Raw genomic sequence first — 15213 nt, forward strand, 5'->3', positions numbered from 1 at the left:
TCCACTACGCCTCCCCAGCCGCTCGAACCTGGTCACTTCCCCAGATCGGGGATCATGGCCCCGCTCTGACGCATAGTCGCTGCAGGCTTGTGGCGTGGTGATCGACTCTCTTGGCGGCTATCGCCTCATTCGTAAGCTTGGCGAGGGGCCTCGCGCTCAGGTCTTTCTTGCCCACCCCCTTCGTGAAGCCGACGACGCGACCCCGGCAGCAATCAAAATCTTCCATCCGGGTGTCAGCGAGGAGTCGATCACGCTCGAAGTCGAGGCCCTCTCGCGAGGAGCAGGGCCACATTCGCTGGAACTCCTCGATCTCACCACCGGGCCGGGCGGTGTGCTGGCTCTCATTCTCACCAGGTGCGCGAATGGCACCGTCGGGCGGCTCATTCGCGAGCGCCCCGACCTCAGGCCGGGGGAGGCCATCACGATACTGGCGCCGATCGCGCTCACTCTCGGCCGGCTTCATGTTTCGGGCGCCACGCACGGGGCAATCAGGCCAGACTCTATCCTGTTCGACCAGTCGGGGGCGCCGACCCTCGCCTGCTTCGGTAACGCGCGGCTCATCGATTCCGGGATGCCCGCCGCGGGTCGTGACGCACAGCCAGGCCTCCAGTCAGACCTTGAAGGGATGCGAGCACTCGCAACGCTTGTGCTCGAACACGTTCACGATGACGCAGCGGCGAACCTGGTCGAGTGGCTGAAATCTTGTGTCCCGGGCGAGTCCGGATGGCTAGAAGCGTTCGCCTGCCTCCTCTTCGACCTGGCTGAGCCGTTGGCCATCGACCTTCGTAGTGACCACGCGTCGATTGCACAGTCGCCGCCCTCGCGGCTCAGGCGCGCGGATCCCGTCCCTGAGGCCCCGACGCTTCGAAGAGCTGCCCTCCTGGACTTGCCCGATTTTGTGCTGAGGCTCATTCCCGACAAGCTCGCCATCCCCGGTGTCCTCCTGAGCGTTCGCACGGTGTTCTCCTCTGTACGCCCGAGATTCTGGGTGACAGCGGGAATCGTCGCAGCGACCCTTTTGGTCGCGGTTGTCGCTATTCCGCCGAGCAACTCTGATGCGATGCGTGCTCCGGCTGCGTCCCCGGTGTCCATGCCCGGGTCACCTGAGACCACGGGGCCCAGCGAAACTCACGAGCCCAGCGATACAGACGATGCTGCGGCTGCTGCAATTCTTCTGCTCGCGCAACGGCAAGTGTGCATCTCAGAGCTTTCGCTCCTGTGCCTGGATGCCGTCGACCACCCCGACTCTGCCGCATCGATTGCAGATCAGTCCCTGCTCAGTGACCTTCAGAGCGGTGCCGAAATTCCAAATACCTGGGTTGTGACACCGAGCGAGGTTACCGTGGTCGAGCGTCTGGGTGACTCTGCGATCGTCCGCCTTGGAGACCCCATAGGCTCCGAGCCCATCTCGCTACTTCTGGTGAGGAGTGAGATGGGCTGGCGTATCCGAAGCTACCTGCAGCAGTAGCCTCAGATTCCCAGGTCTTTCTCGAAGTCGCCACCCTCAAGACGGTGCTTGACAGCAACAAGGAATCGCGCGGCGTCCGCGCCATCGACGATCCGGTGGTCGTAGCTCAATGCGAGGTACACCATTGAGCGGATCGCGATCGCGTCACCCGACGCGACGCTGATCACGACGGGCTTCTTGGCGACGATTCCGGTGCCGAGAATTGCGGACTGGGGAAGGAATACGATCGGGGTGTCGAACAGGGCACCACGAGACCCTGTATTGGTGAGCGTGAAGGTTCCGCCCGCCAGCTCGTCGGGCTTCAACTTATTGTCCCGCGTCCGAGCGGCCAGATCGGCGATCTGGGAGGCGAAGCCAGCCAGATCAAGAGTCGCGGCATCACGGATCACCGGCGTGAGGAGTCCACGCTCAGTGTCGACGGCGATGGCAATATTCTCGTGCGGCGGATACACGATCGTGTCTCCGTCGATGGTCGCGTTGATAATCGGGTTCGATGCCAGCGCCTCGGTTGCGGCGAGGGCAAAAAACGGAAGGAAAGAAAGCTTCTGACCTGTCGCAGCAAGGAACTGATCCTTTACGCGGTTTCGCAAGCTGGCCACCAGCGTGACGTCCACCTCGACCACCGAAGTGAGCTGCGCGGATGACTGCATAGATATGACGGCACGCTCGGCAATCACCTTTCGCAGTCGAGACATCGGAACGGTAGTTCCCCGCAGCGCCGAGATTTCTGGCGGCGCGGTGACAGTGGGAGCGGGCACCCCTTCTCCTGCCGGCGCGGTGGTGGCGACATTATTCGACGCCTCGAGCACGTCCTGCTTTCGGATGCGTCCGCCGACGCCGGTTCCGGTCAGCAGGTCGAGATTGATGCCGCGCTCGTTCGCCAACTTTCGGACCAGTGGCGTGACGTATCCAGCGTGGGCGTCGGGCGTTGCTGCGCCAGTAGTAGGCGCTGCTGCCGGGAGAGTGATCGTTGTTGCTGGTGCCTGGCCTGGAGGATTGTTGACTGTTGCCGTGCCGGTAGCGTCGGCTTCGAGAGACTCGTCAGTGCTGAATTTATCGGGCGCGGCCTCTTTGGGCGTTGCTTCGGGAGGCGCTCCGGCGGCGGGAGGCGCTTCGGCGGCGGGAGGCGCTTCGGCGGTGGAAGCTGCTTCGGTTGGCGGTGCCTCGGTTGGCGCTGGCGCGTCTGTGGAGGGAACCTCAGCGGCAGGCGCCATGTCGGCAGGGGCTGCGGCAACAGTCTCAGGCGTGGTCGGCGCGACTTCTGCCGGGGCTGCTTCGGATTCCGCTGGTTCAATCGGAGTCTTGGAGTCGGGCAGCAGTTGCTCCACCGGCGCCTCGGGCGTGGGCGAGACAGGATCTGCCGAAGCATCCGAGTGGGGTGCAACGGACGCGTCGGCTCCTGCATCCACGCCATCGCCGATGGTGACCAATGCTGTCCCAACTTCGACGGTCTCGTCCTCGGCGACCAGGATGGCTTCCACCACGCCGGCGACGGGGGAAGGAATCTCGGTGTCGACCTTGTCGGTTGACACCTCGAGCAGCGGTTCATCCACCTCGACCCGGTCCCCGACCTTCTTGAGCCAGCGGGTGACCGTACCCTCGGTAACACTCTCGCCGAGTGCCGGAAGGCTGACGGATTCGCTCATCAGTGATGCTCCTTTGTAACGCTTCTACGCAATAGCTTAGTTAGGCGATCGAGTCGGTGGACTAGATCGCGTGGAGTGGTTTACCGGCGAGGGCGAGGAAGGCCTCACCCAGGGCCTCGTCCTGCGTGGGGTGTGCATGAAGCAGGGGAGCGATGTCCTCGGGGTATGCCTCCCAGTTGACGGCAAGCACGGCTTCCCCAATGAGTTCACCGACGCGCGCACCAATCATGTGAACCCCGATTACTGGGCCGTCATTGAGGCGAATCACCTTGACCGATCCTGCGGTTCCGATGATGTGACTTTTGCCGTTCCCCGCGAGGTTGTAGTCATACGTAGTGATTTTTTCGGCGCCGTACTGGGATGCTGCTTTCGCCTCTGACAGCCCGACCGATGCGACCTCAGGATCGCTGTAGGTGACCTTGGGAATATTGGCGTCGTCAATCACGATCGGGTTGAGGCCAGCGATCTCTTCTGCAACGAAGATGCCCTGCTGAAAACCGCGATGTGCGAGTTGCAGCCCTGGGACGATATCGCCGACGGCGTAGACGCCTGGGACGCCCGTGGCGAGCCGCTCGTCTGTGATGACGAAACCACGATCCAGGGTCACTCCAACCTCCTCGAAACCAAGGTTGGCAGTCACAGGACCACGCCCCACCGCGACGAGGAGCAATTCGGCCTCAAAGGTCTGTCCGTCTTCGAGCGTGACCACCACACCGTCATCATTCTGTGTGACGCCCTGGAAACGGGTACCGAGCGTGAATGCGATTCCACGCTTTCGGAACGCCCGCTCGAATTGCTTGCTGACCGACTCGTCCTCGTTCGGAACGAGGTGGGGCAGTGCTTCGATGATCTGCACGTCAGTTCCCCAGCTCTTCCAGATGCTGGCGAACTCGACGCCGATGACGCCGCCACCGAGAACGATGACTTTTTTGGGTACAAAGTCGAGCTCAAGAGCCTGTTCAGAAGTGATCACCCTGCCACCGACTTCGAGGCCTGGGAGTGAACGTGAGTACGAGCCCGTGGCCAGGATGACATTCTTTCCTGTCACGGTGTCGTCCCCGACCTGAACTGTCGTCGGCGAGATGAGCGTGCCATGGCCTTCGATCGTGGTGACCTTGCGCGCCTTCAGCAGGCCCTGCAAACCACGATATTTGCTTGCCACGATCTCTTGGCGGTAGGCGGTGACAGCGGCGATATCGACCCCGCCGAAGCTGGCGGTGATCCCATATTTGGCCGAGTCACGGGTCACATCGGCAACCTCGGCTGAATGAAGCAGGGCTTTCGTCGGGATGCATCCAACATGCAGACACGTCCCGCCGACCTTGCCCTTCTCAATGAGGCCGACGGTTAACCCCAATTGGCTGGCGCGCAGTGCCGCGGCATAACCGCCACTTCCGCCACCGAGAACGACAAGGTCAAAAGTGTGCTCTGACAATCCAGCAACTCCTCCATCAGAATCTGTGTTCCGGCACGCCAACGAGTGTGGCGAAAGACCGGGCTGGGCGGAGAAATCCCGCCTCAAGCACCCTACTACGATCGAGAAAATTCCTCTGCCAGCTCGATCAAAGCCCGCACCGAAACCCCCGTCGGGCCCTTGCCGGTGTATCCCCATCCAGCACCGCCGTTATTGGCTGCACCAGCGATATCCAGATGAACCCACGGAATGGTGGGTTCATCGTCGCCTTCGCCGGCGGTGCCGACGAAATCCTTCAGGAAAGCGGCGGCGATCATCATTCCCCCTGCGGTGTTCCCCGGCTTGATGTTGGCGATATCGGCGACATCAGAAGCAAGGAGAGGACGAAGCTCCGCCGCGATTGGCATATGCCACAGAGTTTCGCCAACGCTGTTGCCTGCTGCCACGACTCGGCCAGCCAGAGCCGCGTCGCCCATTATCGCGACATATCGTGTGCCCATGGCGACGGATGCGGCACCAGTGAGTGTCGCGACGTCGATGATTGCGTTGGGGTGTTCCTCACTCGCCGCTACCAACCCGTCAGCCAGTACCAGTCTTCCCTCGGCATCGGTGTTCAGCACCTCCACCGTCGTGCCGCCGCGAACCGTAATGACGTCGTTTGGGCGCATCGCCGAGCCGGACGGCATGTTCTCAGCGAGGCACAACCAGGCCGTCATTCGCAATGGAAGCCCTAGTCTCGCCACGGCGAGTATCACGGCGAGAACCGTCGCGGCTCCGGTCATGTCGTACTTCATTCCGATCATGGAGGCCGGCGGTTTGAGCGATAGTCCACCAGAGTCGAAGGTAATTCCCTTTCCCACCAGCGCCAGGTGCTGGATGCCTCCGGCGGGGGAATAACTCATCTTGACCAGTCTGGGCCCGCGGGTGGAGCCGAGGCCGACTCCGAGGATCCCGCCGAATCCGCCATCGGCCAGGGCCTTTTCGTCGAGTACCTCGACGGCGACGTCTGCGTGTCGTGAAAGGGACACTGCGGCGTCGGCGAATGACGCCGGATAGAGGTCATTTGGTGGTGTGTTAACGAGGTCACGCACGGTGTGCACGGCCTCGGCTATCACCCCTGCCCGCTCGGTGAGTCCTTCCGTGGTGTTTCTGGTGGCGACGGTAATCTGCACTGCGGGTTGCTGTGTGGCTTTTCGTGGGTTGGTCGTGTACCTGGTGAAGGAATATGCGCCGAGGGCTGCACCCTCGAGTACCGCGAGCACCTCGGCGTCTGATTCGGCGGGAAGGCCGAACAGGAGTGAACCGATACCCCTAAGCTGCCGTGCCGCTGAGCCGGCCGCGTAACGCAGGGAACTCGGCGTTACCAATCCTGAACCAAGCCCGACGAGAGCGATGCTGATGGCCGCCCCGCCCAGGCCGGGAACCCGGTGAACCTCATCTTGGGCCCCGGTCACACCTAGCGAATCGAGACCGGCCTGGAGCTGCGTGAGGTGCGGAGCATCGGTCAGCAGCAGCGGGCCGCCCGGAGATTTCATCACTCCAATCACGAGGACATCAGCTTCGATGGCCAGTAACGGTTCGGTGGATGTGGTAAGAATCGGAACTGTCATCCAACAATCGTATCTACGGGTGAATGGCCATCCAGACGTCCCCGACCCCGATGGGCCTGCCCTGTTCGCTGTCGGCGCTACCGCTCGGTGACTGTTCGACCGTCGCGGTGCGGTGGCCGCGATTAGGCTTGATTCATGCGCGATCCGGCTGGCCTCCACGACCTTTCCACTGACGTAAGTGTGCCCGCCGGCCTCAACCTCGTCGCAGCCCTTACGGGCTTCGCTGACGCCGGTTCAGCCGTAACGCAGCTGAGCGACTACCTGCTCGACACTATGAACCATTCAGTGGTGGCACGCTTCGACAACGACACACTTCTGGACTACCGTGCGCGTCGCCCAGTCATATATTTTGACCAGGATCACGTTTCCGACTACACGCCGTTGTCTCTGAATCTGTATCTGATGAAGGACGAGCTCGAACAGCCCTTCCTGTTGCTCACGGGCTATGAGCCAGATTTCCAGTGGGAACGGTTCACGGCGGCTGTGCTGCAGCTCATCTCGAAATTCGACGTCAAGTCGACAACGTGGGTGCACGCTATCCCGATGCCGGTTCCCCATACGCGACCAGTGGGAACGACCGTGAGTGGAAACCGCACCGAACTCATCGAATCTCTGTCGGTGTGGCGGCCACGCACGCAGGCGCCCGCGAATGCGCTGCACCTGCTCGAGTTCCGGCTGAGCGCCCTGGGTCATCCCATCGCCGGCTTCGTCTTGCTGATTCCGCACTACCTCGCTGACACCGAGTATCCCCTCGCGGCGGTGGCAGCCATCGAGGGGGTGAGCGCCGCGACGGGCCTAATCTTTCCGACCGACCGCCTTCGTGAGGAAGGAAGGGACTTCCTGGCCAAGATCGATGCGCAGGTGGAGAATAACCAGGAACTTGCCCGCCTGGTGGGAACCCTCGAAGAGCGACACGACAGCTATATGCAAGACAACCCGCTTCGTTCACCCCTCACCGACATCGACGGAGCGCTGCCCACCGCAGACGAGATCGCAGCCGAGCTTCAAAATTTCCTCGCAATCCGGCGAAACGACGACACGAACCCGACTGCCTGATCGAGGCGAAGGTGCCAGCCGTCCCGGCGTCGGAGGCTCACAGCGATGAGTTCGCATGACGAGCTGGTGTTGGGAGTGCTTTTGTTAGTTGGTTGGCAGCCCATGAGCGGTTCTCTACACCAACGTGTGGGTTAGCCGTGGGCTGAGTGCGTGGCAATGTGGAATAAACACAACCCTGCAATGGGTTATTTTTGCGGTACTGGTAGCGGCGGGGAACAAGGTGCCGTTCCGGCTGGCGTGCCAATTCTGAACCGCAGACGGTCAGAGAACCGTGTTTATTAGGTTAGTACAGCAGCGGTGTCAATAGCGGTATGAAACCCGTGCAATAATTGAATACGAGACCCGGTCAAGTTCCAGGCAACCACCCCATCCGCGCGATGAGTTGGCCTAAAACTTGACAAGGGTCTTAGTGCTGCCCCTGAGGCTGCTGCCCCTGAGGCTCCTGTCTCAAAGTCCGCTGGCCATAGGTCCGCTGGCCACAAGCCCGCTACACAGGGCCTGCCACCAACAAGTCGCACAGAACCAACAAGCCGCACAGAACGCGCTGCCCACACTCCTGAAAGGTGCTTCGAATGGCAACCCGAACCAAATCCGTACCCGTCGATGATGCGGTCGTCGAAAATGACATCGCCACGTCAAAGCCCGCGGCAGTGAAGGCCGCTACGGCGAAGGTCGGCACAACTGTCACGGCTGCGCCCGCGAAGGGTGCCAAGAAGGCGGCCGCCCCTAAGGCGACGGCAAGCAGGGGGCGGAAGTCGACTGTGAAAGCGGGCGATGAGAACGGACCTGACGAGACGGGGACTGACGAAGGCGTCGACATCGACGCAGGTAATGACCCTGAGGTAGCCATTGTCGCGGTCGATAGCGCCAAAGTTGATGGCAAAGACGATGACGCGAAGGACGAGTCGTCTGACGAAGAGGACGACGAGAACCCCAAGTCGACCAGTAAGGATGAGGCGCTGCCGACGGGCGCCCTTGTATTGTCCCTGGTGGACGACGATGACGACGTGCCTGTCTATTCGGCGGCGATCACGGGTGCCACGGCTGACCCCGTGAAGGACTATCTGAAGCAAATCGGCAAGGTCGCGCTTTTGAACGCGGCCGAAGAGGTCGAACTGGCAATGCGTATTGAGGCTGGTCTGTTCGCCGAAGATAAGCTCTCCGGAATGTCCGCGACCGAGTTGCGTTCTGCGGTCGGCCGCGAACTGCAGTGGGTAGCCAAAGACGGGCAGCGCGCCAAGAGCCACCTGCTCGGTGCGAATCTCCGACTGGTCGTGTCCCTGGCAAAACGGTACACCGGCCGTGGAATGCAGTTCCTTGACCTGATCCAGGAAGGTAATCTGGGCCTGATCCGCGCCGTGGAGAAGTTCGATTACACCAAGGGTTTCAAGTTTTCCACGTACGCGACCTGGTGGATTCGCCAGGCGATTACGCGCGCCATGGCTGACCAGGCTCGCACCATTCGAATCCCCGTGCACATGGTAGAGGTCATCAACAAACTCGCCCGTGTGCAGCGTCAAATGCTCCAGGATCTCGGTCGCGAACCTACTCCCGAAGAACTTTCCCGTGAGCTCGATATGACACCGGAGAAGGTCATTGAGGTGCAAAAGTACGGTCGGGAGCCGATCTCGCTTCACACCCCTCTTGGCGAAGACGGTGACAGCGAATTCGGTGACCTCATCGAAGACACTGAGGCGGTTGTGCCCGCTGATGCTGTGGGCTTCACGATGCTTCAGAAGCAACTCGAGAGCCTCCTCGATTCCCTGTCTGAACGCGAAGCCGGTGTGATCCGAATGCGTTTCGGCCTCGGAGACGGAATGCCGAAGACGCTCGACCAGATCGGTGACACCTTCGGAGTGACCCGCGAGCGGATCCGACAGATTGAGTCCAAAACGATGGCCAAGCTGCGTCACCCGTCACGATCACAGTCGCTGCGCGACTATCTCGAGTAAACTCGTGGCGGATTCTTCCATGGGGCAGGCCAACGAGGGCAAGTCACTGACGGTCTCGATCGACGGAGTGGCATATCAGCGAATTCCCATCAGGACCCATGTGGTGATGCGCGAAGACGTTCTGCTTGACGTAATCGTGAAGTACGCCAACGAGTCCGTGCGCGACGGAGACGTGTTCTTCGTTACCGAGAAGATCGTCGGCATCACCCAGGGGCGGGCATTTCCGTTGGAAGATATCCAGCCGCGTAAACTCGCCATCACCCTATCGAGATATGTCACTAAGACATCGCACGGCATCGGCCTGGGCATACCCGAGACGATGGAGATGGCACTGAGAGAGTGCGGCACCCCCCGAATCCTTCTTGCCGCTGCGGTAGCTGCGGTGACAAAGGCCTTCGGCAGGCGGGGAGATTTCTATCGGATCGCCGGGTCCAAGGCGCGTGCAATCGACGGCCCCACCAAGAATACGATTCCTCCGTACGATTCCCAGGTTGTCCTCGGCCCGTCGCGACCCAACGGAGTCGCGGCTGACATCAAAGCCGCCCTCGGAAAGTCACTCGATGTACTCGTAGTTGATATCAATGATTTTGGTGGCAACGTGCTTGGCTCGACCGCCAGTCGCACGGTTGACGAGCTCATGGTCAGAGTGTTGAAAGACAACCCGCTTGGTCAGGACCGGCAGTCGACACCGATGGGGATCATCCGCCGCGCATAGCCTTCGCTGCTTCATCCGCTGCTGTGGTCACAACCAACACAAGGTGTGCGTTAGCGTCCACCAGAAGTGAGCGCTTGTCTGACGTCAGTTGCTAGCGGAACTAGAAGTCGATGACCTCGCGGAATCGAGGGAGCAGGCCGATTTTATTGCCCGTCAGGCTCGGCTTCATCTGGAACACTCCAGTGTTGTAGTTGCCTTCGATGATGACGGGGTGGTCGTTGGCTATCGCGACATCCCAGCCGACATAGGCAATTTGGGGGACGATCCTCGCGACAGTGTCGAGGAGCGCCAAGACCTCGTCGAACAGCGGCACCCGGAAGCCGACGATAGATACGCCGGTGAGCGGATGAGTGGTGAACGTATGAGCGTCCTTATCGAACGCACCGTACGGCGCGATCCCGGTCTTCTCGTCGATCACGGTGTACATGCCGCCTCGGGCGTAGTTGTCGACGTCGGCTCCGTTTCCCAATCGAAGCACGGCCTCCATGACGTGCACGTTCGTGCCATCGAAGAAGGTGATCATCCGCAGGGAGTTCACGCTGGTTGGACACAGTGCCGCCATCGCTGGGTGCTGGGTAATGAATGCCTCGACGAGAAACTGCTCGTCCGTCAATAGCTGCGAACGAAGGTCATCGAAATCGACCGTGTCATTCGCGAGGTATTTACGAATGCCGGCACCACCCATGCCATCCAGTCGCTTCGCCATGACGGACCCGTGATGCATGACAAACTGCTGCAGCTCTGCAGTGCTCGTCGTTCGGACGTCAAGCCAGGCGCGACCGAGGTAAGGGTCGAACAGGCGGTTGAAGGTCAGTTTGTCGATAAACTGTTCGCGAAATGACCGCTGGTTGTATTTGATGACGATGGCATTGGCGTTGCCGCTGGTGATCCACGTGCGTCGTTCCCTGCTGCTAAGCGACCAGAATTCGAACTCCTGATAGTCGAGATACCCGGCCTGGTAGACGACCGAGCATACGACCATGTCGACGAGGATGACCCATCTTGGTTTGCCGCTCAACGCAGATACGGCGGATGCGACGACCAACATGTTGCGCACGTCGAGGCTCTTCAGCCGCGAGAGGTAGTGCCTTATCCGCTTCACGGTGCTCCTGTCGCCGAACTGCTGTGGCCAAAGAGATGAGGGCCGGCGCTGGCGCCGACCCTCAAAAACCTACTGCGTTGAAGTTGCTTTCGAAGCGTCAGACCGTGCGGTCCTCGAGGAGTCGACTCGACTCGTCATGCCAGTTGAGGGCTGTCGGAAAAAGCTTGTCTTTGAACTGGTTGCCGTGGTGGGCACAAAACAAGAGGTCGCCACTATTCAAGGTAACGCGGATGTATGCCTGGGCACCGCAACTGTCACAGCGGTCGAGAGCCGAAAGGGTGTAGTCGAGTTCTGGATTTATCTCAGTGGTGATCTGAGTCATGAGCAGCTCCATTCGGGTCGACGGGTGAAATACCGTTCTCTAATACAAACACGACTCTGTAGCAGAGGTGGGCCTTTTAGCGGTATTTCGCTGAACGCGTAGTGGTCGAATCGCCAAGACGGTCGCTCGCCGGCTTTCGAGTGTCGGAGCACGCGGGGCTGCATCGTGAAACGTAGTCTTGTAGCGGGCTTTGGCCGATGACGCAGTGTGATTTCAGGAGGATAGCCATGTCGAGTGCTGACTACTCAGCTCGCCATCTTTCGGTGCTCGAGGGTCTTGAGGCCGTTCGTAAGCGCCCCGGCATGTATATCGGCACGACCGATTCCCGCGGGTTGATGCACTGCCTATGGGAGGTTATCGACAACTCTGTGGATGAAGCCCTTGGTGGCCATGGCTCGGAAATCAGCGTCGTGCTTCATCAGGACGAGAGTGTGACAGTCCGCGACAGGGCACGAGGAATACCTGTCGACATTGAGCCGAAGACCGGTCTGTCCGGGGTCGAGGTTGTGTTCACCAAACTGCACGCCGGCGGCAAGTTCGGTTCGGGCTCGTATGCCGCATCTGGCGGGCTGCATGGGGTCGGCGCATCGGTTGTGAACGCCCTGTCTGAGCGTCTCGATGTCGAGGTCGATCGCGACGGTAAGACCTGGGCCATGTCATTCCATCGGGGTGAGCCGGGAATTTTTGACGATCGTGGGGGCGAGCCCACCCCCGATGCGCCCTTCACACCTTTTGTCTCTAATAGTGAATTGCGCGTGGTGGGCACCGTAGCAAAAGCGGTTACGGGTACCCGCATCCGGTATTGGGCTGACCGCCAAATTTTTGCCAGGGGGGCTACTTTCCAGACCGAAGAATTGCTCGACCGGGTTCGCCAGACTGCATTTCTCGTGTCCGGGCTGCGGCTCGACATCACCGATGAGCGGCCGACAGTTCCCACGCACGAGAACTATCACTTCGACGGCGGAATAGGGGAGTTCGTAGAGCATCTCGCTACCGACGTTGCGATCATGGACACCTGGCGAATGACAGGGGAGGGCTCCTTCACCGAGACTGTTCCCGTTCTTCAGGAGAACGGTCACATGATTCCAACTGAGCTGACACGAGAGTGCCAGGTGGACGTTGCGCTTCGGTGGGGTACCGGATACGACACCGTATTCAAAAGCTTCGTCAACATCATCTCCACTCCCAAGGGTGGTACTCACCAGGCGGGATTTGAGCAGGGGATGCTCAAGTTCCTTCGGGCAGAAGCAGAGAAAAATTCCCGCCGACTCAAACTGGGCAGCGATAAGCTCGAAAAAGACGACATCCTGGCTGGGCTGACCGCCATTCTGACCGTGCGCGTGCCCGAACCTCAATTCGAGGGTCAAACAAAGGAGATCCTCGGCACACCCGCCGTTCGCAGTATTGTCGCCCAGGTTATAGCCAGGGCGATGGCGGAGCGATTCACCTCGACTCGGCGCGAGGACAAGGCCCAGTCGGCCCTCGTGCTCGACAAGGTCGTCTCCGAGATGAAGTCACGAATATCGGCCCGGGCACATAAGGAAACGCAGCGCAGGAAGAATGCGCTGGAGAGCTCATCACTGCCTGCGAAGCTGGTCGACTGCCGATCGAATGACGTGGCCAACAGCGAACTCTTCATCGTGGAAGGTGATTCGGCGCTGGGCACCGCGAAACTGGGGCGTGACAGCGAGTACCAGGCGCTGCTGCCTATTCGCGGGAAAATACTGAACGTGCAGAAAGCCTCGGTGAGCGACATGCTGTCAAACACCGAATGCGCTTCCATCATCCAGGTGATCGGTGCAGGATCAGGGAGAAGCTTCGACCTGTCGGCGCGGCGGTATGACAAGGTCATTATCATGGCCGATGCCGATGTCGACGGGGCTCACATCCGCACGCTTCTTCTCACTCTCTTCTTCCGCTACATGCCAGAGATGATCGCGGCAGGCAAGGTCTACGCCGCGGTGCCGCCGCTGCACAGGGTCATCGTCATGAATCCGGGCTCAAAGCCAAATGAGACGATCTATACCTATTCGGAAGCCGAATTGAACGGAGTTCTTTCCGGCCTGAAGCGATCTGGCAGGAAGTACCAGGATCCGATCCAGCGTTATAAAGGCCTCGGAGAAATGGATGCCGACCAGTTGGCGACCACCACGATGGATAGACAGCACCGGACGCTGCGTCGGGTAAATTCACCCGATGCCGAGATGGCAGCGACAGTGTTCGAGCTCCTGATGGGAAACGATGTGGCTCCGCGTAAGGAATTCATCATTGCGGGCAACGGCCTCAACAGGGATCGCATCGACGTCTGACCTCGCCACATAAGACGCGCTACCGGCTGGCCAGACTCGATACGTAGACTGCGCGAGTGAGAGTTGAGACAACGGGCGGTGTGGTCGAGGGGATGCTCAGACGTGGCTTGCGGATGTGGCGTGGTATCCCGTACGCGGCACCGCCTGTTGGGGCTCTCAGGTTCAGGGCGCCAGCCCCCGTGGTGCCCTGGGAGGGAGTTCGTGATGCCACCCGCTTCGGCCCCGTGGCTCCACAGGACCGCAAGGGCCAGTTTCTCGGGCCGGCCCCACACGTGCTCATATCGGAAGACTGCCTGACACTCAATGTCATCGCTCCTCCTGATGGCGAGCGGTTGCCAGTCATGGTCTGGATTCACGGTGGCGCCTACAGCGTCGGCTCTTCGCGTGAGATCCGCTACCAGGGCGAGGTGCTGGTGCGACGGGGTGTGGTCTTCGTCAGCATGAACTACCGGCTTGGTTCGCTGGGTTTTCTTGATTTCAGCAGTTTTTCGACCTCACAGCGACCGCTCGAGAGTAACGTCGGCCTGCGCGATGTGGTGGCTTCCCTGGAATGGGTTCGTGACAACATTCACGCGTTTGGCGGCGACCCACATAACGTCACCCTATTCGGAGAATCTGCCGGCGCCAACGCCGTGACGACGCTCATGACAGTCCCTAGTGCACACGGTTTGTTCATCAGGGCCATCGCCCAGAGTTCGCCAGCCAACGCGGTGTATCCACGCGAGCTCACAGCGCAGTGGGCCGGCGAATTCGTGGAACTCCTCAGCAAGGTGGTCGACGATCTAAGCACAGACAGCACCTCCACCGAGGACGCGGGTGAGTTGTTGGTGTCGTGTGATGTCGCTGTGCTGGTGCAGGCGACCACTCGGATGCAGTTGCTCACCCCCGACCGCAATCCGGGCACGGTCGCACTGTGCCCGGTGATAGACGGAGAGTTCTTGCCGGAACGCCCACTTGATGCCTTCAAAGCGGGTCGTGCCCACGCCGTGCCGCTCATCATCGGCACGAACGATCGAGAGGGCTCGCTTTTTCGGGGACGCCTGGACATTCTGGCGACCACGCCGCCTCGCATCCGGGCCATCTTCGCGAAGACGCGCAAAAAGTCGCGTAGGGCGTTAAAATCGCAGTACCCGGGGCTACCCGCTCGTCGCCCTGCTACTGACTTTGGGGGCGATTACGCCTTCTGGTTCCCCTCTGTGAAGGTCGCTGAGAGACACTCGCGGTTCGCCCGCGTGCATTTCTACCGGTTCGACATCGCACCACGGCTGGTGCGACTGGCGGGTTATGGCGCCACACACGGGCTCGATCTCTTCGCGTTGTTCGATCGGATGGATGGCACATTCGGTCGGGTAATGGGTGCCCTTGGTGGGAGGGCCTCATTCAAGCGAGCAGGCATCCGGATGCAGCGGAACTGGGTCAGCTTCGCCACGGACGGCTCACTGCTCGAGTGGCCGAAATACACACCACGTGCCCGTCGAACCCTGGTGATCGACTCTGTTGATCGAGTCGAGAAGGATCCCCGCGGTGACCGCCGGCGTGCCTGGCAGGACTTTGTACCGCACGTATGAACACCTTTGTCTATCGTGAATGGGCCGCCGGCAGCGCGGTGGTATCTGGTG

At 60.5% G+C, this 15213-nt stretch carries 11 protein-coding genes; 6 read left to right on the plus strand and 5 right to left on the minus strand.

Annotation, left to right across the window (positions count from 1 at the left end; all coding sequences use genetic code 11):
• The first annotated feature begins 94 nt into the window (after positions 1 to 94).
• Positions 95 to 1468: a protein kinase domain-containing protein gene (locus tag RMN95_RS06800; protein ID WP_309616185.1), complete on the plus strand. Its 1374-nt coding sequence runs from the start codon at positions 95 to 97 to the stop codon at positions 1466 to 1468.
• 2 nt (positions 1469 to 1470) lie between these two features.
• Here RMN95_RS06800 and RMN95_RS06805 read toward each other — a convergent pair whose 3' ends face one another.
• The 3 genes from RMN95_RS06805 to RMN95_RS06815 form a co-directional block, all read right to left on the minus strand.
• Positions 1471 to 3114 (minus strand): 2-oxo acid dehydrogenase subunit E2, encoded by a 1644-nt coding sequence (locus RMN95_RS06805; protein WP_309616186.1) that lies wholly within the window; start codon positions 3112 to 3114, stop codon positions 1471 to 1473.
• 61 nt (positions 3115 to 3175) lie between these two features.
• Positions 3176 to 4549: a dihydrolipoyl dehydrogenase gene (lpdA, locus tag RMN95_RS06810; RefSeq protein WP_309616187.1), complete on the minus strand. Its 1374-nt coding sequence runs from the start codon at positions 4547 to 4549 to the stop codon at positions 3176 to 3178.
• 95 nt (positions 4550 to 4644) lie between these two features.
• Entirely contained in the window at positions 4645 to 6138 is a 1494-nt protein-coding gene (locus RMN95_RS06815) for a leucyl aminopeptidase (RefSeq protein WP_309616188.1), read from the minus strand.
• Positions 6139 to 6273: 135 nt separating this feature from the next.
• On the opposite strand from RMN95_RS06815, the gene RMN95_RS06820 reads away from it, so the two are divergent.
• The 3 genes from RMN95_RS06820 (at position 6274) to RMN95_RS06830 (ending at position 9861) form a co-directional block, all read left to right on the plus strand.
• Positions 6274 to 7194, plus strand: coding sequence for a PAC2 family protein (locus RMN95_RS06820; RefSeq protein WP_309616189.1), 921 nt, complete (start codon positions 6274 to 6276; stop codon positions 7192 to 7194).
• A 572-nt stretch (positions 7195 to 7766) separates the two neighbouring features.
• Entirely contained in the window at positions 7767 to 9146 is a 1380-nt protein-coding gene (locus RMN95_RS06825) for an RNA polymerase sigma factor (RefSeq protein WP_309616190.1), read from the plus strand.
• A gap of 19 nt (positions 9147 to 9165) precedes the next feature.
• On the plus strand, positions 9166 to 9861 hold the full coding sequence (locus RMN95_RS06830) for a coenzyme F420-0:L-glutamate ligase (protein ID WP_309616240.1): 696 nt from the start codon (positions 9166 to 9168) through the stop codon (positions 9859 to 9861).
• A 100-nt stretch (positions 9862 to 9961) separates the two neighbouring features.
• On the opposite strand, the gene RMN95_RS06835 is transcribed toward RMN95_RS06830, so the two are convergent.
• Together RMN95_RS06835 and RMN95_RS06840 are read right to left on the minus strand one after the other, a co-directional pair.
• Positions 9962 to 10963: a sugar-transfer associated ATP-grasp domain-containing protein gene (locus RMN95_RS06835; protein ID WP_309616191.1), complete on the minus strand. Its 1002-nt coding sequence runs from the start codon at positions 10961 to 10963 to the stop codon at positions 9962 to 9964.
• A gap of 97 nt (positions 10964 to 11060) precedes the next feature.
• On the minus strand, positions 11061 to 11285 hold the full coding sequence (locus RMN95_RS06840; RefSeq protein ID WP_309616192.1) for a hypothetical protein: 225 nt from the start codon (positions 11283 to 11285) through the stop codon (positions 11061 to 11063).
• Between the two features lie 227 nt (positions 11286 to 11512).
• On the opposite strand from RMN95_RS06840, the gene RMN95_RS06845 reads away from it, so the two are divergent.
• Positions 11513 to 13594, plus strand: a complete 2082-nt coding sequence (locus RMN95_RS06845; RefSeq protein WP_309616193.1) for a DNA topoisomerase IV subunit B — start codon at positions 11513 to 11515, stop codon at positions 13592 to 13594.
• Between the two features lie 56 nt (positions 13595 to 13650).
• Positions 13651 to 15162, plus strand: coding sequence for a carboxylesterase/lipase family protein (locus RMN95_RS06850; RefSeq protein ID WP_309616194.1), 1512 nt, complete (start codon positions 13651 to 13653; stop codon positions 15160 to 15162).
• Positions 15163 to 15213: the final 51 nt, after the last annotated feature.

This window comes from Salinibacterium sp. (assembly GCF_031364185.1).
Classification (GTDB): Bacteria; Actinomycetota; Actinomycetes; order Actinomycetales; family Microbacteriaceae; genus Rhodoglobus.

Coding starts and splice junctions, on each gene's coding strand:
- RMN95_RS06820 (WP_309616189.1), top strand. CDS start 6,274: ATGCGCGATCCGGCTGGCCTCCACGACCTTTCCACTGACGTAAGTGTG.
- RMN95_RS06815 (WP_309616188.1), bottom strand. CDS start 6,138: ATGACAGTTCCGATTCTTACCACATCCACCGAACCGTTACTGGCCATC.
- RMN95_RS06830 (WP_309616240.1), top strand. CDS start 9,166: ATGGGGCAGGCCAACGAGGGCAAGTCACTGACGGTCTCGATCGACGGA.
- RMN95_RS06805 (WP_309616186.1), bottom strand. CDS start 3,114: ATGAGCGAATCCGTCAGCCTTCCGGCACTCGGCGAGAGTGTTACCGAG.
- RMN95_RS06845 (WP_309616193.1), top strand. CDS start 11,513: ATGTCGAGTGCTGACTACTCAGCTCGCCATCTTTCGGTGCTCGAGGGT.
- RMN95_RS06840 (WP_309616192.1), bottom strand. CDS start 11,285: ATGACTCAGATCACCACTGAGATAAATCCAGAACTCGACTACACCCTT.
- RMN95_RS06825 (WP_309616190.1), top strand. CDS start 7,767: ATGGCAACCCGAACCAAATCCGTACCCGTCGATGATGCGGTCGTCGAA.